Origin of the sequence: Aquibacillus kalidii (assembly GCF_014280935.1) — a bacterium.
GTDB lineage: Bacteria > Bacillota > Bacilli > Bacillales > Amphibacillaceae > Aquibacillus_D > Aquibacillus_D kalidii.
On record NZ_JACLZI010000056.1, the window covers coordinates 44,417 to 65,576 of the forward strand.

The window sequence follows — 21,160 nt, forward strand, 5'->3', positions numbered from 1 at the left end:
AGATGACTCCTTTTATATTAATCGTTTTTTTACATAGCCTTGGGTAAATAAATAACTGAACACCATACCACCCAACCATACGATTGTGAGCCCTAAGAGGTTCCAATTAATTAAAAAAAGAAGACCAAAAATAAATGTTTGCACTATCATTAACCTCATTAACCATGATAGCAAGGCTCTTTGTCTTAATTCTTTAGCTAATGGATAAAGATCTAACCAAGCAATTGTACGGTGATGTTGCCAAAGTGTCATCAGTTGAAATGCACTTAAATATAGGAACAAAAATGCAAATGCCATTTTCACCCAAGTATTTGGTACAGAATAGATAGCCAATCCTCCAATTGCGATTAGTCGCGTGTACATCCCTAAGTAATCGCCACTTCTGATAGAGGTTATACGGTATAAATAATCGAATGAGTTTTCTTTTTTAAATGGGATATTTCTAATTGCAAGGCTAACTAGCCCATGCCTTTTCTTTATTTGTACTTTTAGCTGAGGCACATCCGTAAACATATTTGCAATCCTGTAAAATGTACGCATTCGCATTTGATCTTTCTCTACAAGTAAATCCCATACGATCGTTGCATGCTGCTTAGATAAGTAATAGTTGTACACAAATATACCAAATAATAAGAGTGTGACAATTCCTGCTAAGACTAGCTCTCCTTGTACAAAAAAGTAAAATACTACGATATTCAATAACAAACGTATAAATTGATCGGTCCAACGACTCCGTGGTTCCCTTATTTTAAGCATCCACCAATTCGCTAATAAATTCCATATTTTTAAAATGAATAAAACAAGAATAACAAGTAGGTAACTCTTTCCTGAACGATATGGGTACGAGGCAAAATATAAAGGACCTAAAGCAGCCGCTACTAGCATTAACATATAGAGCTGTATGACAAAACTATAAATGAGCGTATTACGGAAATATGGCCCCATCTTGTTTTCTGCTGGCAATAAGAAAACCAAATCAGGTTCCTTTAACATTGTACGAACAGGACTATAGCTTGCTACTAATCCAAACGCTACTCCAATAATCATAGCTGTCGGAAAATCTTCAGGAATTTCAGCTAACCATCGTTGATAATAATAGGCTAGTGCAGAAACCATGAACATCATTGCTATAACAATATGACCTGTAAATATATATCTTAGATAACGACTAGTCTCTTTTAAATGAGAGGAGAATCGTTCCATAAAGAATTGATGTGCATTAAACATGGCTATCTTCTTCCTTTGTAAGTTGAACATAGAGATCATCTAGTGTGGCCTGAGGCATATTAAAATCGGCACGAAGCTCTTCTAACGTTCCTTTAGCTCGTACTTTACCGTCATGTAAAATCACAAAACGATCACAATACCGTTCTGCAGTTGCCAGTATGTGTGTCGACATTAAAACCCCAGCCCCCTTCTCTTTCATTTCATTCATCCATTGTAAATAGGATTGAATACCTAATGGATCGAGTCCAACAAATGGCTCGTCCACGATGTAGAGAGAAGGCTCTACTAAAAAAGCACACATGATCATTACTTTTTGACGCATTCCTTTGGAAAAATGAATTGGAAACCATTTTAGTTTCTTTTCAAGACGAAATTCTTTCAATAGTGGGTCTAATCTCTTCTTAAATGTTTCTTCCGATAAATTATATGCCATTGCAGTCAAACGTAAATGCTCATATAATGTTAATTCGTCATATAGTAACGGCATCTCTGGAATATAAGCAAACTTGCCTCGATATGCTTCCATTGAATCTTTAATTGTTTTCCCTTCTATCGAAACAGTCCCTTTTTTAGCCTGTAATAAGCCAATTATGTGCTTAATTGTGGTACTTTTACCAGCACCATTTAAACCAATTAAACCGACTATCTCATTTGGATATACGTCAAATGATATTCCATGTAAAACATTTTTATGTGTATATCCACCCTCTAAATTTTCAATATGTAATAAAGGATCCAATTTAATATTCCTCCTAGTTTTTAGATCTGAACTGATTCAAATTTTACCATTTTACCTTCACTTTGCCAAAAATATACTGTGTATAAGGAGTTAATTTCTTGTCCATACTACGGAGGAAGGAGTTAGGATTTACTTTTACTCACAGTCATTAAGTTGGTTAATCCACGAAATGAGGTGTCAGTGAAAGCACAATATCATTAAGCTTTTCCAAAAGAAAGAAATCCTAGTAAATGGGGTGTCTGTGAACGACAACTTGTAGCTAGAACTTTCAAATTGGACAACATTCTTTAAGTCAAATGAGGTGTTGACGAAAGAGCTAATACTTGATAAACCTGAATCATTCCCCTGGTTCTGCATTACAAGTGTAAGATGATCCTAATCCGACTCCTTCAGGCAGCGGGTTGTCCCAAGGAGAGAAACCGTCTCTCTATTGGGATCAACCCGCTTGTTTTTTTATCTAAAAAACATCCTTTACTTTACATAAAAGGAATATTATTTATACAATATAATTATACGAAATAAGGAGTGATAGCATGACAACAAAAACAGATTGTATCTTTTGCAAAATTGCTAATGGTGAAATACCCTCTGCAAAAGTTTATGAGGATGAACATGTATATGCATTTTTGGATATAAGCCAAGTAACGAAAGGCCACACCCTAATAATCCCTAAAATACATGCAAAGGATATTTATGAAACCCCAGAAGACGTCGCGAGTGAGCTTTTTAAGCGTGCACCTAAAGTGGCTAACGCTATCAAAGAAGCTTATAACCCTGTCGGAATAAACATTCTAAACAACAACGGAGAAGAAGCAGGACAATCTGTCTTTCATCTACATATTCATTTAATCCCTCGTTATGGAAAAGGTGATGGGTTTGGTGCAGTCTGGAAGACAAACAATGACCAGTACAATCAAGATGATTTAGCAAAAATTGCAGATGATATTGGTACTAAAGTAAAATAACAAACCAAAGATTCTTTAGCGGGCATATTCTAATAGGATAAAAGCATTGCACTAACAAATTGAAAATATTTTTTTACAAAATTAAAGTTTATCACTACAACAAATGAGAAAATAGTATAATGGAGGCAGAAAGGAGTGTAAGCGATGAATGGCAAGTCATTACTACTTGGTATTTTAGCAGGTGGAGTCGTTAGTGCTGCAGTAACATTACTTAGTACTCCAGTATCGGGCAAGGAACTTCGTAATGATGCAAAAGAAAAAGGTGAAAAAGTAGTTGAGTCAGTAAATAAACTTAAATCTGATGGTTTTAACCTGAAAGAACAAATTGCGCAAACATCAAAAGAAGGTGCTGCTTTAATAAAGGACCTATCTGTAGATGTTAAAGAGTCAATTGAGACATGGAAAAAAACAGTGGAACCCCATCAGAGAAATATTCAAAAGTACTTATCACAAATTGAACAAAGTCTTAAGGAATTAGAAGAGAAGACAAATAACAATCAACAACAATAATAACAAATGAGAACCCTTTATTCATGGACAGGGTTCTTTATTTTTATTCTCAAAATGTTAAGACAAGTATCTTTTTTCTATAATGGAATGTAAAAATACGGTGTGGTTAGTGAATGATTTTTTTCTTCCGTATCCTCGATTTACCCCAAAGTCTTTGGACTCCCTTTAAAAGTAAAAAAACCACGACACGTTAACATGTCATGGTTTTTTTAGATATTATGCTTATTATTCAGCTGACTGTAGATCTTCGATTGAATCCACATCCATATATTTTGGAACAACTAGACCGATTTTAGCACCTTCTAAGTTAGCACCTAAATCTACAACAGCATCTCCGTATTCTGCAAATTGCGCTTCGTGTGTAGCTGGCAACCAAGCTGCTACCATACCATCAGCTTCTCCATCAGCTACAGTTTGCCACATAACAGCATTGTCAAGTGGAGTAACTTTTACATCAAATCCTTTTTGTTTCATAACCTCTGCAACAACATGAGTAGAAGCAACTTCAGAGTCCCATTCAACATATACTAATTCGACTTCTTCACCGTCTACATCTTCAACACCTTCAGTCCATGTAGCAACTTTGTCAGCATTTTCCTCTACCCAAGTTGCAGCAGCTTCTTCAGGTGTAGCGCCATCTTGTATATTTAACATAATACTTTCCATATCAGAAGTTTCCCACGCAAATTGATCTAAAAGTTTGTATGCATTAGGCTTTTCATCTTCTAAACCTTTACGAACCATTGTTTTAATTTCCTCTGCCTCTCCAAATACACCTTTAGGATCTTCTAAATACTTTAGATCATATTTTGCAAATTTCCAGTGCGGAGTCCAACCAGTTACAATAATAGGTTCTTCATTATCAATTGCTTCTCCTAGAGCTGTTGCCATTGCTCCACTTGAAGATGTTACAACTTCCCAACCAGCTAGATTTTCATAATCTTCAATTGCAGTCTCAGCAGAGCTTACAACTCCTGATCCTGGTTCAATACCAGTAATTTCGTAACCCATTTCTTCTCCATAGTTAGTAGCAGCTTCCTCGCCACCCTCTGATCCTGTATTTTCTTCTGTTTCTTCATCAGAACTACCGCAACCTGCAGCAATTAGTGTTAGTGAAAGTCCTGCAGCGATACCTAACTTTTTTAAATTAAGTTCTTTTAGCATAAATAGATACTCCCCTTTTCCTTAATTTTATTTTATATTAACTTTTCAAATGAAAAGTTTCCCACTGGTTTACTTATTAAGATTTTGAGTAAAACGGTCAATTATGATTGCCAAAATAACGATCCCAATACCGGCTACAAACCCTGTACCTACCTGAGCACGTTGAAGAGCTGACAATACCTGTCTTCCTAAACCTGGTGCTCCAATCATAGATGCAATTACAACCATGGAAAGAGATAACATTACTGTTTGGTTGATTCCAGCCATAATTGTTTTCTTCGCCATCGGTAATTCCACTTTAAATAACTTTTGCGAACCAGTACTTCCAAAAGCCTCAGACGCTTCCACTAGTTCTCTAGATACTTGTCTGATACCTAGGTTCGTAAATCTTACCGTTGGTGGTGTAGCAAAGATTAAAGATGCAAAAATACCAGGTACCATTCCAATACTGAAAAACGCAACAGCAGGAATTAAATACACAAATGCAGGCATTGTCTGCATAAAATCTAATATAGGAGTTAAAATTGTTTCAGCAGTTTTACTCTTTGACATTAATATACCGATTGGCACTCCAATAATTACAGACAATAAACTCGATGCTAGTACTAAAGTAAATGTAAACATCAAGTCTTCCCACATTCCTTGGTTATAAACTAGCCATAGGCCAATTATTGAGAATATAGAAAGTCCAAATCTTTTACCACTAATAAAGAATGCAAGAACTGCAACTACTAATATGACTATGACTGCTGGTATAGAAGCGAGTAAATCTGCTCCCCACTCCATAAAGTCTCCGAATTGATTTTTAATAGGGTCAAATAAAAATGCAAACATATCCGTTATAGTATCAGTTAAATCACTAATAAATTCTGCAATAGGTATCTTAGGTGCAAAATCAAGCATTTATGTTCACCTCACCTTCACCAGCTAATGCTGCTAATACAGCACCTCTAACTATTATTCCATACAACTTACCATCCTCTACAACTGCAATTGGGACTGGTGAGTTATGAATCACTTCAAAAATATCATGCATTGGTGTGTCTTTTGAAACTGTCGGTACATCCGTTTTTAAAATCTCTTTAATATCACGTATGTCGTTTTTCCGAGCATCCGACGCATCCTCTGCTGTTATATAACCTTTCAAGTTACGCTTACCGTCAGTCACATAGATACTAGAAAGACCTTCTTCTTTCATACGTTCTAATGCAACTCTTGGTCCATGTTTCTCCATATTAACGGTTTCAGGACGTTTCATTATATGTTCTGCTGTCAACACTTTTGAACGATCCACATCTTCAACAAATTTTTCTACATATTCATTAGCAGGATTAACAAGTATTTCTTCAGGGGTACCAATTTGTACAATAGAACCATCTTTCATTAGTGCTATTCTGTCCCCAATTCTTAACGCCTCGTCTAAATCATGTGTGATGAAGATGATTGTCTTTTTCATTGATTCTTGTAAATCTAATAACTCATCTTGCATATCCTTACGAATAAGTGGATCAAGCGCGGAAAATGCTTCGTCCATTAATAACACTTCTGGATCATTAGCTAGTGCTCTTGCTAATCCAACACGCTGTTGCATCCCACCAGATAGTTGTCCAGGATATTGATGAATATAACTTCCAAGTCCAACCAGTTCCAGGGACTCTTGAGCTTTCTTGCTTCTAGTTTCCTTATCAATCCCTTGAATTTCTAACCCAAACTCGGTGTTCTCCAGAATCGTACGATGTGGAAATAATGCAAACTTCTGAAAAACCATACTCAACTTTTGTCTGCGAACTTGTCTTAGTTTGTTTTTGTCGACTTTAGCTAAATCTTCCCCATCAACAAAAACACTACCTTCAGTTGGCTCAATTAAACGGTTTAATAACCGAACTAATGTTGATTTACCACTCCCTGATAAACCCATTATTACAAATACTTCTCCTTGTTCCACTTCAAATGATGCTCTATTAACACCTACAGTTGCACCAGTCTCTTTTAAAATTTCTTCCTTCGTCTTACCCGTTCCAAGGAGCCGAAGTGCTTCTTTCCAGTTTTTTCCAAAAACCTTCGATAAACCATCTACTTTAATAATCGGCACTACCTTCACCTCTTTACTTCATATGTTTCATACACTTATTTTTATAAACGCGTTATTAAACGGTTCAACTAACCATAAACAAAAACAAAGTGTAACAAGTAACTTTATCTTTTATACTATATCCTTTTCCCAACATATAATTCAAACGGTAAGAACCTTCAATTTCGTTCATATTTTACGTACAGTTTAAACTGTATAAACTTTTAGTTAGTTATCCTTTTATTTACTCCAAAATACTCGATTTTTGTATAATATCAGCTATTTTAATTCTTTTATTAATTAGTGTAATGTATTCTTATAATCGGATTCTGGGGAGGGAATTATGTCAAAAGATCAATTAGAAAATATAAACAACCTACTTATTGTGGAATTCGCGAAAACTGTCGAGATGTTTGCTATTTCTCCATCCGAAGCTAGATTATTTGCCATTCTTTATTTAGAAGGAAAACCGATGACTTTAGATGAAATGAGTGAATCCATAGGGAAAAGTAAGACATCGGTTAGTACGGGGATTCGTACATTGGTAGATTTACATTTAGTTGAAAGAGTATGGAAGAAAGGTGTAAGGAAGGACTTATACAAAGCAGATGAAAATTTATACCGGAAGTTTATGACATCATATATAAATAAATGGATTAATGAGACAACTAGACAAAAGCACTCTTTACAAGAAATCGAAAAATTATTGATGGAAGAAAGTAAGTATTATAAGAAAACCGAAGAAAAAAATAAAGAAATCAACATACTTTCTGAAAGAATAGAAGAGTTGATAACCTTTCACCAAAAGATTGAGAATGCATTTCGAGAAATTAATCCAAAAAAAAATAAAAAGATGGATTAAGTATTAAGTGTTTCTTTCATGTATTTTCAATAACACTTCAACTAGGGAGGGATAACACCCTTCTTTTTTTAGTGCATGTAATGTTTTAATCGGTTCTAACTTCTCGTTTAACATTCCAACGAAGTGCAGTAGTAACCATTCATAATCCAAAAAACCCTCCTCTTTTTGAGATTTATAACTATCATTTAGGTGGTTTAAGAATGCTATTAATTGCTCATACTCCAATTTAGAAAATTCATTTTCTAACAACATTTTTGTAAACGGATATTGCTCCATGTCACTAATTTGTAGTAATAAGTCTATTTTTAGTCTTAGATTTTCTAAATCTCCACTAGAGCCCATTCGAAAGCCCCTCCTGTTACATATCATCTGTATTGACATGCTTATCGTAATTTATTTTAGATACAACTTGCAATCTTAAAGCTTCTTAAACAGCAGCAGCACAATCTATAATTACATTATTATACTCGCTGTGAATTCGAATAATCTTTAATTTTTATTAAAGTTACAAAAACCTATTGATTTTTGGGACAAAAAATACTATATTCGTTGAGGGATATTTTCCTTTATTCATTTAAAAAAATAGACACCTTTATGTAAGGGGGATTCACGATGAATTGTTGGAAAACGATAAACGTAACCAGACAAGTAGGAATTAATCGGATTTATTTATTTTCACTAATTATGTTACTTTTATCTTTTATATTTCTGTACCTACCGTTTTCAATCATTCATCAATCACATGATATAAGAGATCATGGAATGTTCCCATTGATAATTGGCTTAATACTGTTACCACTTGCGCATAAACTCATGCATATTTTACCACTGTTATTAGTAAATAGACGAATTAAATTTAAATGTTCTATGAAAAATAGTTTCATACCGAATATTTCATTATTATCACGAGCCAAAATGTCAAAGAACATGGTATGTTTTGTATTATTAGCACCAACCCTTTTTCTAACTATACCCGGATTAATATCTAGTTATTTATTTGCAGATTATTATGTATACTTTTTAATATTCACTTCCTTCAATATCGGATTATCTTTTACAGATTTCCTTTATACGAAACATTTATTAGAAGCACCTAAAAAATGTATCATCGAGAATGCAGGAGATGGATATGATATATTAGTACAGTAATGGAAATGCACCCTTCAATAGGGTGCATTTGATTTTAGATAGGAATATACTGTTCAAGTTTAGTATTTTTTGTTAAAGTAGTTTCATAGGTATAAGGAGGTCACATTATGGCAATTGTATTTGTGTTGTTTTCACTATTTATCTTGTTTCTGTTTAATACATTAACGCATCGCTTGTGCTTACAAACAGAAATGTCAAAAGAGCGACAACCAAATGTATTTAGGACGATAAATATACTTATTACAATCTTACTTATTTCTTCCTACATTGAGGTTTTATATACGTAACTCGCATAATAGATCTCTTCATTAAAAAAGGATGATAAAGTGCTTCCTGAGCATTTTATCATCCTTTTTTTAAGTAATGTTTTTCACTTAGAGCCAAGCTGCACCAAAAATTATTCGTAAAACAAATAATTTAACAATCAAAGCAAATCCGCCTGAATATGCGAACCCATTTATCACTTCCAAATTGTTTTTTATAATATGCTTTCCTCATTACTCCGTGTGGACTATTTATGTAAAAAGTAAGTAATTTACAGCTTGGACTATTCATTTCCTATCGTTTTATGTTATATTATTTCAAGAGCTTCCAACGGGAGGCAAAAAGTAAAAGAACAAAGATTAGGAGTGTTTATATTAATGAAAAAACTAGCTATTGCAGCAACAATTGCAGCAGGTGTCCTTACACTATCAGCTTGTTCTGAAGAAAAGTCAGAAGTTGTTGTGGAAACCAGTTCTGGAGATGTTACTAAAGAGGATTTCTATAACGAACTGAAAGCAACAAGTGGGAGTCAAGTACTGCAACAATTAGTTCTTGCAACCGTTCTTGAAGATAAATACGATGTTACGGATGAAGAAGTTGATGAACAATTTAACACTTACAAAGAACAATACGGCGAACAATGGGAAGCTATCTTAGAACAAAGTGGATACAAAGATGAAGATGCCTTTCGTGAAGACCTACGTATGAATCTTCTTCAGGAGAAAGCAATGATTGAAGATGTTGAAGTAACCGATGAAGAATTAAAAACTCGTTATGAACACTCTAAAACAAATCTTGTAGCTAGTCATATTCTGGTTGCTGACGAAGAAAAGGCAAAAGAAGTTAAGAAAAAATTAGAAGAAGGCGGAGATTTCGCTAAACTAGCTGAAGAGTATTCTACTGATACAGGGTCTGCGGCTCAAGGTGGAGATCTTGGTACATTCGGAGCTGGGGATATGGTACCTGAATTTGAAAATGCTGCTTATGACTTAGAAGTCGGAGAAGTCAGTGAGCCAGTCAAATCTCAACACGGTTTTCACATCATCAAAGTAACTGATCGTGTGGAAGTAGAAGATGTTAAACCATTTGATGAAGTAAAAGACAAGTTACGTAATGAAATAGCTAAAAGCAAAGTGGATACTACAGTCGCACAAGAAAAAGTTCAAAAATTACTAGATGATGCTAAAATCGACGTTAAGATCGATGAGTTCAAAGACTTGTTTGAACAAAAAGCAGAAACAACAGAAAAATCTGATTCTACTAAGGAATCTGGTTCTACTAAGGAATAATGTTAAAACGGTCTGTTTTCATTTGAAAACAGACCGTTTTTTTACACTCATTATTCTAATTTAGAACAATTGAATACATGAAGTTTACAGATTGAAAGATACTCCCCTAAGTGTCGTTAACTGGAAATAGGCTCCTTCCCATCCTCTTCTTTTCTTTTGCTACGTGCATACTCTATTCGTTCCATATATACTTGTCCTTGTGTTTCAATATACTGCTTTTCAAGTTTTCTTTCGGCTACCATTGCCCTGAACGCCATGTAACCGCTCAAAAAGATAAATAAAATAAACATGTAGACCCACCATGGAATTCCTAAAATCATTTTTGTCGTCCTCCCTTGTCCACTTATGCTAAAAATATATGCTGGACATTTGAGATTATGATTAAGATGGCATACTTTTCATTTTTTGGTCCATTTTTTGAAACATAATCATGTAGGTTAAGGCACTTAGGACTGCAAAAACTCCTAATAGAAGAAAAACAACTGTATAGGATAAATAGCTTGTTAACACTAAGCTTAGAGGTGCGATTAGTTTTCCAACAGTAAATCGTAAACTTGCTGCCGAGAAATACTGTCCCCTCATTTCCTTAGGAGACAACTTCGAAACAAAGCTCTCTTGTATTCCAACAACCATCAATTCCGCTATAGTAAATAAACCCATTGCCACCATAAACATCCAAATATTCTGTGTAAGTCCATATAAGGTAATTCCCAAAGCATACATAATGCTTGATCCAATAAAGACGTATCGTTCTTTAAATTTTGTCATCACACGTGTGATATATACTGTAAAAAGTGCAACCAATAGTCCATTTTCAGCTAAAATGAGTGCAAATGCTGTTTCACCACTTACTGAAAAATGTAATTCGCCTATATTCAATAATGTTTGATTCTCTATGACAGCACTTGTGTACACGGCTATAAGAATATCTAATTGCATAAAAGTTTGCGCAACTAAAACTCCTGCTACAATAAACAATAAGAATGTCTTATCTTTAGCTATAACCCGATAGTCGCTTAACTCATCCCAAACAGCCTTATACCAAGGCTGTTTTTCTACCTTTACTTTCTCCTTAAAGGTAGCAGTCTCCCCTAAGAAGATTTGAAGTATAAATGTAAGAATACCTGTAAGGAGCGCACCTGCTAAAAGCATTTCAAATCGATAACTATTAAAAACAAAACTACCAATAATAGGACCAACAACTACTGCTATATTGATCGAAGTATAAAAAACAGCAAAAACAGCTGCTCGGTGTTTTTCACTTACGACATCAGCAACCATTGCATGCGATGCTGGCCAATATAGTGCACCCCAAACCCCTAATAAAGAGAATGATATAAAGGTTAGCATAGGTGAACTTTCCCACGGTGAATTTGCATATGCAAATAATAAAAAGGTCAAAAATTGTCCAAAGGTTGAAATGACCATCATACGCTTTCTACCAAAGCGATCTGCACAATACCCACCTACTAGACTTGCTATTACTGAAAAAGCTTGTGAAACTATTAGTAATAGTCCAGCCTTGTCTTTCCCAAACGACTTTTCAAAAAAAATAGTCATAAATGGGAAATATGACCAAAACAAAAAATTCATTGTACCTTCACCAAAAAGGCGAATCCTTAGATTTCTATCCCAATCTTTCCATTTCATCTTGTTTGCGCTCCGTTCATGATGTATTCATACATTTCTTTACTCGTCAAAAACTGGTTTGTAAAATGATCGATTATCCATGGCAAATAACCGCTCGGTAAATTCTCCAGGCTTCACTTTATCCAGTGCACGATTTAACATATTCATTTTTGCATCAATCAAATCTATTAAGTGAAGTAACTCTGCTTCCCTAATCATTGGAGGTTTAGGGCTTCCCCATTCCGACTTACCATGGTGACTAAGCACCATATGTTGGAGTATCATGACCTCTTCACTTTCAATTTCTAATTCTTTAGCAGCATGTCCTATTTCTTCAACCATTATCGGGATATGACCGATTAGTTTTCCTTCTAATGTATAAGACGGAGTAGCAACACCTGACAACTCTTTCATTTTCCCAAGGTCATGCAGTATGACACCCGCGTATAGTAAATCCCCGTTAATCTCCGGATATAGACTTTTTAACTCTTTAGCTAAATTGAGCATTGAAACAACATGGTAGGCAAGTCCTGAAACATATTCATGATGGTTTTTGACAGCAGCCGGGTAAAGAAGAAGATCATCCTGGTATTTTTTAATGAAGTATCTTACAATTCGTTGAAGATTAGGATTCTTCATTTCAAATATAATCTCTGTTAATCGGCTCATTAACTCTTCTTTATCAACTGGTGCTTTTTCGATAAAGTCAGATATCTTTACACCATCAGTTGGTTGAACTGGCCGAATCGTTTGTATTTTTAACTGGGGTCTTCCTCTATATTGGTTAACATCACCAGTTACTTTTACTAATTTCTCCGCCTGAAATAAATCCTCATCTTCAACTGAAGCGTCCCAAAGCTTTGCTTCAATGTCACCTGTTATGTCCTTTAGAATTAGGGTTAGAAAAGGTTTACCGTTACTAGCCACTCCCTTAGTAGCTGATTTTATCAACATATAATAATCAAATTGTTCTCCTACACTATAAAATGCTATCCCTTTTTTCAATTCATTCCCTCCCCTTTACTTACGAAAAACCCTTACAAGAGACCTAAAGGGCAGTAAGGGTTTTCCGTTCCTTAAGATTTGTTTAAATCATGCTTTGGTACAAAATTAAAAATTTCACCAGTTTCCACAACTTGAATGAATCTCATTAACCAACTGTAATAATTCTGAGCATATCGTAGACGTTCTATATCTAAATCTATCTTTTCAGTTAGTTTTTCATTATCTGTTTCTTCTTTTATTTCTTCTAATGCATGAATAGCTTCCTCGGCTTCATCAATATTTGATTCAGTATGGTGACGCCACCTGTTTCCAAATAAAGATGTAAATGATTTATACCAGTCATCATCTGCTTTATATAGATCCTTGCGTACACCTTTTTTAAAAGCAGGTTCAACCATTCTCATTTCTGCCAAAGCTCGTACTCCTGTTGACATGCTCGTTTTACTCATCTCTAATGCATCACGCATATCGTCTAATGTCATAGGCCCATCATTAAAATACAAAGCACCATACAGCCTTCCTACCGAGGGTTGTATGCCATATAGATTCATATTTTTAGCAATTACTTGGACAAACTTATCTACAATTTCTTCGTGTTTGGACCACTCATGATTTGATTCGTTTTTTGGCAATGCTACACCCCCCACCGCATAGAACTTATTGGTTAATCTTAGTCTTCTATATTTTTAATATGCTTTTTATTTTATCATTTTCATACCAGTTTTGCTAACCTGTTATACAAACCTGTGTAGTATGATTGTTCCTATCATCAACCATTTGCTTTACAGTTTCATGGCATGTAAATAAAATCACCTGCTGCGTTAACGCTAAATCATCTAATATAGATAACATTGACCTCTGTCGATTGGCATCAAAATGTACAAATGCATCATCGATAAAAAATGGAGATTTATCATGCTGATTCATGACTTCGCTTAACGCAATACGCAAGGAAATGTATAACTGATCTTTCGTTCCTTGAGATAATTCCGTTACCTGAAATCTATTTCCATTACTAGCTTCAACATACAACGCCTTTCCTTCCATTGGAGGATAAACACATGAGTACTTACCACTTGTAAGTCTGTTAAAGTAATGTGTTGTTCTCTTCATTACTTTTGGGAGGTATTTATTTTGATATACCTTTTTAGTTGCTAATAGTTTCTCTTTTGCTGTTTGATATACAGCCCACTGTCTTGCATACTGCCTCAATTCATCTAATTTTAATGCATATCGATGCTGTAACAAGGAATAATCTTCAGATTGCTCCATTGTTTTGATATGGGCTTTTGTATCAGATAATTGCTGTTGTATGTTCTTTCGATAGGTCTCTATCTTTTCTATTTCAGCTAGTTGTTCTGACAATTGTTGTTCTAAAAGGAGTTTATCCCAAATACCATCACGATCAAGAAGCTCCAACTCATTCTTACCTATCATTTCGAATAATTGTTGATAGCTTTTCTTTACTAGCTCCTGTAATTCAATCTGTTTTATCCTAAGTTGTCCTACTTTTAGAAAGCTATCTTCATCTTTTACACTTGCTACAGACCAAAGTTCATTGATTTCTTCCGTATAAGGTAGAAGTTTTGTTTCTACTTTCCGTTTTCTATCCGCCGTTTCTTTAGCCCTTTCTTGTGTCTTTTTCCAGTCTTCCAAGTCCTTTTCTTGCTCTTGCAGTAGAGCATTTACTTGTTCCATTTTAGAAAAAATCGTATCTTCTACAATATCTATCCCCAGTTGAGAAGTTAATTGATCAACTTTTATCCCAAAACTTTTCATTCTCTCATTGTACTCTAACTTTCGTTGTCGATACTCACTTAACCTTTTGTATTTTGAAAGCAGCTGACTTAATAGATGATATAATTTTGGCCAATACTGAATATTTACCTTATCTAAAAATGGATAGTCTTCTAGATGATCCAACACTCTTTGTTTATATCTTTCTTCTTTTTGTACTAAAAAAACACTTCGTTCCTCTAGTTTCAGTAGTTCGACATTTAGTTGACTTAATCTTGTATCAATCTGATTAACTTTCTTTTGAAACTGTTCTTGCTCACTTACTTTCATCTCTAGATGATGCAATTGGTCTCCACTTAGAAGAGAAATATTCTCATTTTGCTGATGTTGAGTATTTACAATGTTTTCGAAGGTTCTAGCGGAATATCCGACTACCCCTCTTTGAGCACTGCCGATCCCGGTTACTGCTATCCCTACTATTAACCACTCAAGTTGCCCTGTAACGACCGTTACAATAAGGAAACCAACAAGTGCTGTTAGACTAAAGAAGAAAAATTGTGTAGATAATCTTTTTCTCTTTTTCCAGTCTTGCGCTAGTTGTTCTATCTTGCTTCTGCTTTGACTGTCTTGCTGATGGGTACTATAGTATCTATTTTGAGAGATCTGTTCTTTTAGCTTGTTCAACTCGTGATGTTCCATTAAACGATTAACAATTGTATTTTTTTCCTGGTTTAGTTCATCTATTTGTATAGTTGAAGCATCTAAGTTAATATTTAGCTTTTCTTTTTCCGCTTGAATTTGTTCTGATTCGTGCTTTAATAACGACCACTCTTCCTCAATATGAAACGGAAAAGTCAATCCTTCTAGTTCGTACATATTTAATCCAATATTTAGTTGGTTAATTTCCTGTTCTAGCTCTTTTTCTAATAGATTCATATCCTGTTTAATAAATAAATAATTATTTTTTTCTTGGTAATCATTAAATTCACCAAATAACTCTCTCATGTCCTCAACTAGTCCGTCTTTAAGCCTTCTTTCCGCCAATTTATTCAGCTCTTGCCGATACCGATTATACGTGTCGTCTAGTACTGCCCATTCACTTTGTAATGGTAACCTTTTTTCCTTTAACCTTTGATACCGTTCTATTCCTTGCTCTGGAAATGGAATATTTTCAGGTAGTTTATCTAGTTCGTTTTTTGCATTTATATATTCAGAAATAACCGAGTAATTCTGAATGCGCTTCTCATTTTTTTCCTTTTGCTTATTAAGCATAGTTAACTTTGATTGAACTGTTAAAAGCTGCTCATCTAAATCATATTTCGCCTGTTTCAAGTTTACGTATTCATTTTCCTTAAGTGCTAACTCCGTAATTTTCCGATTAATATCCTCCGCGTCACCAAGTAACCTATTTATAATTGGCTTCTTTCCTTGTGGTTTAAATAAATCGTTTACTAGATTTTCTAACCTTTTTTCAATCTGATTAATTTTATCAGTACCAGTCATCCCGATTCCCAACAACACATCTCCTAGTTCTTTTTCCTTTATGGCATGTAATCTGTTCAAATCATTGGAATCAAATGAGTATATAGATGAAAAGGTTTGCTCGTTTAGCCCCGCTAGCTGTTCCTTTAGCCAGATTTCTGAGTACTCGGATCCATCTGACTGAAAACAAATTGCCTCCCCATTATGGCGATCATGTATACGCTCGATCGTGAACTGTCCTTTTTCCTCCATCCAAACTGTTAAAGTACCACCAAGTCGACCACCTGTTTTCGGTAAATAAAATTCTCTTTTTTTAGGTGTCATCCCAAATAACATAAACATAATAAATTGCCTTATTGTTGATTTCCCTGACTCATTTTCACCGTAAACGACTGTTAGTGATGCTTTGGAAAAGTCTAATTGATAATCTTGCCATTTCCCAAATCCGTAAATATAGGCGTTTAATAACCTCATTAACTCTCCTCCTTATCTAACAGCCAAGTTACTAATAATTCTTCTGCTTCTTCATTTATTGATTTTCTTTCATCTGATGTAAAAGGCTCCAAAAATTTTCTTGCCTGCCTATGTATGTGTAATGGTTGAAGATACTTTCCGTCCTGTTTATCATCAAAGGCTCGAATGACTTCTCCAATAAAATGTTGACCATTTGCTAACTCATCCTTGTTATAGTTTACTTTTTTTGTTAAGGTGATGGTTTGAACAATAGCCCATAAATGCTTTTGGTCTGTATCATTCACCAAGTCCCTAAGTTCCTCCACAAAAATGGATGGTTCTCCCATCACCAATTCCTCATTGACCGTAATATTAATCATTAAAATACATTTAAGAAAATTAATGCTTGCTTGATGAACAACTTGTTCAAGCAGCTCACCAACTTCTTGGATTTGTCCACACTCACTTGCATCTACTTCTATTGCCTCGAACCTTATATGCTGAAGCGGTATAAATTCAAGCGAACTACTACTTTGGGTTAACTCCACATAATAGCAACCTTTTTCACCGGTTTCTTTTTTTGACCTACCTTGAAGATTACCTGGATAAACGATAGGTGGTTTTTCCTTCAGCTCCTGACGTTTATGAATATGACCAAGTGCCCAATAATCAAAGTTCTTGTCTACTAATTCACTTATTTGAAAAGGTGCATAAACATCATGATCCTTATTACTAGCTATACTTCCATGCAACATACCGATATGAAAGGGGGTATTTGTTTCGCGTTTATACTCTTTAGTTTTATTTGCTAAGACAGCTCGTTCCTGGTAGCTAAATCCATAGATGGTTGCCACCGGTTGTCCTTGCTTATAATGAATGAAATGAGATACCTGTTCACTTTCAAATACATGAATATTTTCTGGAAAATCAAATGAAAATAGTCTTCCATTTACATGGTCATGATTTCCATAAGACAGATAAACATGAATATCTTCTTCCTGTAATTTTTTAAAAGCTTTAACAAGTCGTGTAAGTGACTTAATGCTTTGTGTTTCATTATCAAAAATATCGCCTGTCATTAGAACAAAGTCTACTTCTTTATCAATTGCTACACGGATAAGTTTTTCTAATGATATAAAAGTACTTTCCTTGACTTCTTGGAAAATCGCTTCAGGGACGTAACTTAACCCTTTAAAAGGACTGTCTAAATGTAAATCTGCACTATGAATGAAAGAAACGTGCTCGTACATAGTACACCCCTCTCTATAAACTATTATCTGTTACTATTTTAGCAAATCAAAAAGACGAATGCACGTTCGATTTTTTGATTTTTAATAATACTACTAGTTTAACAACTATTCACGCGCAACGACCATGATAAAATACTTAAATCCTACTTCACAAAATGGAATGTAACATACCACGATGGAAAAACATGTTCTTCTCTCTCCATTCACAGTCATATTACTAGCTATCTAAAATTAGTTTTCAAAACTAATACTATAAGCTAAGAACTCTGTTAGGACGCATAAAAGGGTACCACATAGAGTGGTACCCTTTTATGCATTGAGCAGTATGTAATAGAGTGCTTCTATTTGTTACTGTTGTTGTTCTGGTGTTCCATAAAGCTCTTCTAATGGCTTTGTAATGATTCTGCTAATATCATTAATTAAAACATTTAAACGTTGCTCTTGTTCCATTAATTTAGATATTTCAGCGTGTTGCTGAACTAATTCTACAACACTTTTCGCTTTTTCTACTTCTTCTTCCGTAATTTCTAGCCCTTGCATTTGCTTTTGTTGAAGTTCTAACTGAGTGTCACGGAAGTTTTCAAACATTTTCTTAGCAGTTTCATCCCCCATTACATTATCGTATGCCTGCTTTAATTCAAGAAACTCCTGACTATTCCTAATTGCTTTCTCAAGCTCATATGCACTATCATAAATATTAGCCATTAAATTAATCCTCCTATAAATTCCTTTTAATTTCCTTCCAACCCACTATAACAAACCATTTGTAATTATCCAATTAATACGACAAGGATTCCTTGGATTAACCCAATTATTCCACCTAATAACGCACCTAAATACGTAATTAACTTAAACTCTTTCCTAGAGATATTTAATACTAACTGCTCAACCCTCTGAAGTGGAAACCCACTCACTTCCTTTTCAACAATTTCTTCTAGACCAATATTGTTTAAAATTGGCTCAATTCGATCGGCAAGCACGGTTAGTAGTTTCTCCACTGTGTTCGGTAGGATTTGGTCAACTAATTGAGGTTTGATTGGATTAACTAATTCACTAACAGGCCCATTTAAAATGTCGTCAACAGGTACATTTGTCGCAATAATTTTTCCTATTGTATCCCCTATTACTTCTCGATTAAGTTTATCATCTACCACACTAATCGGTCGATCTAATAGGCGATTCCACTCCGTTTGCACCATCTGATTTATCCAATGCGAGGCTTCCTTAGACCTACTATAATCAACCAATACTGGCTGCACCTTGTCAGCTAATCCTTCTTCTCCAATAAATGATGAGATCATACTACCGAAGAAGCCTTTACCATCTAAATAACTATTAACCAAATTGTTTAGCCTCTGCCTTGCCGCATCACTTGCTAGCGCAGCTGTTAACTGAACTTGAATGTAATCCCCGATTTGGTTTATACCGCTTGTTGCTTTAGCAATCAGCTGTTCGTCAAGGACATCCCTAATCAGTTGGTCCTTGTTCTCTACCATATATTTCTGAACGTAATTACTAGACAACTTTGTTAGTTTATCTCGCAGATGTTTCTCTGTTATGTTTATACCAACCTGATTCAAAAAGTCTTCCAGTCGTATCTCTTTATTCAACTGTTTTTCTAGTTCATTCTGTGCCCATTCTGAAACTTGTTGCCTAAAAGATTCTTGTTTTATTTTTTTTGATATTCCCTCTGCTGTTATCAAATGTTCTACAACCATTTTCCCTAATTGTTTTGCTAGTTCTTCTCTTCGTTTAGGTATTAGCCCAGGTGTAAAGGGAATTTTCCAATTTCCGATAAACTTTGGCTCATAAGGCCGAAATAGCATTTTGATAGCTAATGAATTGGTTACACCACCTATTATTGCGCCTATAATGATCATTACTATAATAGTTAAAAAAACTGTCACTGAAATCTACCTTTCCTTATATTCACTTGTTTGGATAGCTAGTCATTAGTTATAAAGTATTGACATATACATATAAAAAATAGACACTACGTACTTTCAAAAGGAGGGGCAAGCAATTAATACATACACTTTTGATATCAAGTTTTATCCCGGAAACAAAAAAAGAATGATTGTCCCACATCAAGTTTTTCAACAACTTCACAAAGTTAAATATATACAATACGGGCCTAATCAGTCTCCAGTTGAATGTCTCGGACACCATAAAGATACAAAAACCTTATTTATTTCATCTAAACTTAAATCAACCATAAATCTTGCAACACACAAATCATTGACAATCCATATCCATGATAACACATGTAGGATTCCACTTACATTAGGTGTTTTCATTGCGGGATTTGATTCAGAAAATGAATTATTAGGACCACGTACTTCATTATATGAAAAAATGTCCCAAGCAGGAAATAAAATGGGCTTTCAAACAGTATTTTTTGGTCATCAGCATATTTTCTCTAATAGTAAAGAAATTTATGCTTATTACTATAACAAGAACAAGTGGCAACGTAAGTCTCTTCCCATTCCAACTGTTATATACAATCGCATTCCAAACAGGAAGATAGAACACCACCCAAATGTAATCGAGGCAAAAAAGATACTTAATAAACAAGCAACATTATTTAACCAAAACTTTTTTAACAAATGGGAAATTTACGAGCGTTTAATGAAAAATCCTGATTGTTCCTATCTACTACCTAAAACCATTTTGCACCCTTCCTACAAAAAAATTGCTACACTAGTTGAGCAGCATGGACTTTATATTAAACCGATTCACGGTAGCCGAGGTGAGGGTATTGTAAAGTGTAGTAAGCTAGATACAGGAGAACTGGAATGTCACTATTACATTAAGGAAAAACCACAAGTAAATCGTTATATTAATATAGACGCTTTTTTCACTCAACACTTTCCAAATGGCTTAAAGGGTTATGTAGCACAAGAAGAAATTCCTTTGTTGAAAAAGAGAAATAGTGCAATCGATTTTAGAGTTCATGTAAATAAAAATGATCGCAATAATTGGGAAGTAACCATTATCTGTGCAAAATTTGCTGGCAAAGGAAGTCTAACAACGCATGTGCAACGAGGAGGTAGTTTGCACCTAGTTGATGAGCTATTTAGTAAAGAAGAGACAAAACGAATTACGAATAAACTTAGTACTACAGCGGTTGATCTAAGCTATAAGCTGGAACAAGCACTTGAGGAAAACGTTGGAGAAATAGGCTATGACTTCGGAATTGACCAAGAAGGAAAGATATGGCTATTCGAGGCGAATTCTAAGCCTGGATTTAGTATTTATCACCATCCTGGTATCGAAAAATTAGCTAACCATGTATTGAGTTATCCCTTTCAATACGCATTTTATCTACACAATTTACGTAAGAACAAACTTAACTAACTTCAGG

At 34.7% G+C, this 21,160-nt stretch carries 22 protein-coding genes; 7 read left to right on the forward strand and 15 right to left on the reverse strand.

What is annotated here, in order from left to right; all coding sequences use genetic code 11:
• Positions 1-12: 12 nt before the first annotated feature.
• Positions 13-1,227 (reverse strand): ABC transporter permease, encoded by a 1,215-nt coding sequence (locus H7K77_RS15965; RefSeq protein ID WP_186579150.1) that lies wholly within the window; start codon positions 1,225-1,227, stop codon positions 13-15.
• On the reverse strand, positions 1,220-1,966 hold the full coding sequence (locus tag H7K77_RS15970) for an ABC transporter ATP-binding protein (protein WP_186579152.1): 747 nt from the start codon (positions 1,964-1,966) through the stop codon (positions 1,220-1,222). The genes H7K77_RS15965 and H7K77_RS15970 overlap by 8 nt, the downstream gene beginning before the upstream one ends.
• Before the next feature lie 533 nt (positions 1,967-2,499).
• Here H7K77_RS15970 and H7K77_RS15975 point away from each other — a divergent pair.
• Positions 2,500-2,931 carry an HIT family protein gene (locus tag H7K77_RS15975; protein WP_186579154.1) on the forward strand — a complete coding sequence of 144 codons (432 nt, stop codon included), beginning with the start codon at positions 2,500-2,502 and terminating at the stop codon, positions 2,929-2,931.
• A gap of 144 nt (positions 2,932-3,075) precedes the next feature.
• Positions 3,076-3,441 carry a YtxH domain-containing protein gene (locus tag H7K77_RS15980; RefSeq protein WP_186579156.1) on the forward strand — a complete coding sequence of 122 codons (366 nt, stop codon included), beginning with the start codon at positions 3,076-3,078 and terminating at the stop codon, positions 3,439-3,441.
• 225 nt (positions 3,442-3,666) lie between these two features.
• On the opposite strand, the gene H7K77_RS15985 is transcribed toward H7K77_RS15980, so the two are convergent.
• From H7K77_RS15985 to H7K77_RS15995, 3 genes are all read right to left on the reverse strand, one after another.
• Positions 3,667-4,605, reverse strand: coding sequence for a glycine betaine ABC transporter substrate-binding protein (locus H7K77_RS15985; protein ID WP_186579158.1), 939 nt, complete (start codon positions 4,603-4,605; stop codon positions 3,667-3,669).
• Positions 4,606-4,674: 69 nt separating this feature from the next.
• Positions 4,675-5,508 (reverse strand): ABC transporter permease, encoded by an 834-nt coding sequence (locus H7K77_RS15990; RefSeq protein ID WP_186579160.1) that lies wholly within the window; start codon positions 5,506-5,508, stop codon positions 4,675-4,677.
• Positions 5,501-6,697, reverse strand: a complete 1,197-nt coding sequence (locus tag H7K77_RS15995) for a quaternary amine ABC transporter ATP-binding protein (RefSeq protein ID WP_186579162.1) — start codon at positions 6,695-6,697, stop codon at positions 5,501-5,503. Before H7K77_RS15995 ends, H7K77_RS15990 begins: the two co-directional genes overlap by 8 nt.
• 322 nt (positions 6,698-7,019) lie before the next feature.
• On the opposite strand from H7K77_RS15995, the gene H7K77_RS16000 reads away from it, so the two are divergent.
• Positions 7,020-7,538 carry a GbsR/MarR family transcriptional regulator gene (locus H7K77_RS16000; RefSeq protein ID WP_186579164.1) on the forward strand — a complete coding sequence of 173 codons (519 nt, stop codon included), beginning with the start codon at positions 7,020-7,022 and terminating at the stop codon, positions 7,536-7,538.
• 3 nt (positions 7,539-7,541) lie between these two features.
• On the opposite strand, the gene H7K77_RS16005 is transcribed toward H7K77_RS16000, so the two are convergent.
• Complete coding sequence (locus H7K77_RS16005; protein ID WP_186579166.1) at positions 7,542-7,880, reverse strand: DUF1878 family protein; 339 nt, start codon at positions 7,878-7,880, stop codon at positions 7,542-7,544.
• Between the two features lie 270 nt (positions 7,881-8,150).
• Here H7K77_RS16005 and H7K77_RS16010 point away from each other — a divergent pair, with 270 nt between their 5' ends.
• Complete coding sequence (locus H7K77_RS16010; RefSeq protein WP_186579168.1) at positions 8,151-8,687, forward strand: DUF3267 domain-containing protein; 537 nt, start codon at positions 8,151-8,153, stop codon at positions 8,685-8,687.
• A 107-nt stretch (positions 8,688-8,794) separates the two neighbouring features.
• Entirely contained in the window at positions 8,795-8,974 is a 180-nt protein-coding gene (locus H7K77_RS16015; protein ID WP_186579170.1) for a hypothetical protein, read from the forward strand.
• Between the two features lie 87 nt (positions 8,975-9,061).
• On the opposite strand, the gene H7K77_RS21565 is transcribed toward H7K77_RS16015, so the two are convergent.
• On the reverse strand, positions 9,062-9,151 hold the full coding sequence (locus tag H7K77_RS21565) for a YjcZ family sporulation protein (protein WP_186579172.1): 90 nt from the start codon (positions 9,149-9,151) through the stop codon (positions 9,062-9,064).
• A 177-nt stretch (positions 9,152-9,328) separates the two neighbouring features.
• Here H7K77_RS21565 and H7K77_RS16025 point away from each other — a divergent pair, with 177 nt between their 5' ends.
• Positions 9,329-10,240 carry a peptidylprolyl isomerase gene (locus H7K77_RS16025; protein WP_186579174.1) on the forward strand — a complete coding sequence of 304 codons (912 nt, stop codon included), beginning with the start codon at positions 9,329-9,331 and terminating at the stop codon, positions 10,238-10,240.
• Positions 10,241-10,356: 116 nt separating this feature from the next.
• Here the strand turns inward: H7K77_RS16025 and H7K77_RS16030 are convergent, their stop codons facing one another.
• The 8 genes from H7K77_RS16030 to H7K77_RS16065 all read right to left on the reverse strand — a co-directional run bounded on the left by H7K77_RS16030 (position 10,357) and on the right by H7K77_RS16065 (position 19,676).
• The gene (locus tag H7K77_RS16030; protein WP_186579176.1) at positions 10,357-10,560 is read right to left on the reverse strand and encodes a sporulation YhaL family protein; all 204 of its coding nucleotides are present in this window, start codon (positions 10,558-10,560) and stop codon (positions 10,357-10,359) included.
• A gap of 61 nt (positions 10,561-10,621) precedes the next feature.
• Positions 10,622-11,890, reverse strand: coding sequence for an MDR family MFS transporter (locus H7K77_RS16035; RefSeq protein ID WP_186579178.1), 1,269 nt, complete (start codon positions 11,888-11,890; stop codon positions 10,622-10,624).
• A 39-nt stretch (positions 11,891-11,929) separates the two neighbouring features.
• Positions 11,930-12,874 carry a 3'-5' exoribonuclease YhaM gene (gene yhaM / locus H7K77_RS16040; protein ID WP_186579180.1) on the reverse strand — a complete coding sequence of 315 codons (945 nt, stop codon included), beginning with the start codon at positions 12,872-12,874 and terminating at the stop codon, positions 11,930-11,932.
• 71 nt (positions 12,875-12,945) lie between these two features.
• Positions 12,946-13,506, reverse strand: coding sequence for a GbsR/MarR family transcriptional regulator (locus tag H7K77_RS16045; RefSeq protein WP_186579182.1), 561 nt, complete (start codon positions 13,504-13,506; stop codon positions 12,946-12,948).
• Between the two features lie 94 nt (positions 13,507-13,600).
• Entirely contained in the window at positions 13,601-16,567 is a 2,967-nt protein-coding gene (locus H7K77_RS16050; RefSeq protein WP_186579184.1) for an ATP-binding protein, read from the reverse strand.
• Positions 16,567-17,796, reverse strand: coding sequence for a metallophosphoesterase family protein (locus H7K77_RS16055; protein WP_186579186.1), 1,230 nt, complete (start codon positions 17,794-17,796; stop codon positions 16,567-16,569). The genes H7K77_RS16050 and H7K77_RS16055 overlap by 1 nt, the downstream gene beginning before the upstream one ends.
• A 348-nt stretch (positions 17,797-18,144) precedes the next feature.
• Positions 18,145-18,501, reverse strand: coding sequence for a YlbF family regulator (locus H7K77_RS16060; RefSeq protein ID WP_186579188.1), 357 nt, complete (start codon positions 18,499-18,501; stop codon positions 18,145-18,147).
• A 65-nt stretch (positions 18,502-18,566) separates the two neighbouring features.
• Positions 18,567-19,676 (reverse strand): DUF445 family protein, encoded by a 1,110-nt coding sequence (locus H7K77_RS16065; protein ID WP_222599407.1) that lies wholly within the window; start codon positions 19,674-19,676, stop codon positions 18,567-18,569.
• A 193-nt stretch (positions 19,677-19,869) separates the two neighbouring features.
• On the opposite strand from H7K77_RS16065, the gene H7K77_RS16070 reads away from it, so the two are divergent.
• Positions 19,870-21,153, forward strand: a complete 1,284-nt coding sequence (locus H7K77_RS16070; protein WP_186579192.1) for a YheC/YheD family endospore coat-associated protein — start codon at positions 19,870-19,872, stop codon at positions 21,151-21,153.
• The last annotated feature ends 7 nt before the right edge of the window (positions 21,154-21,160 follow it).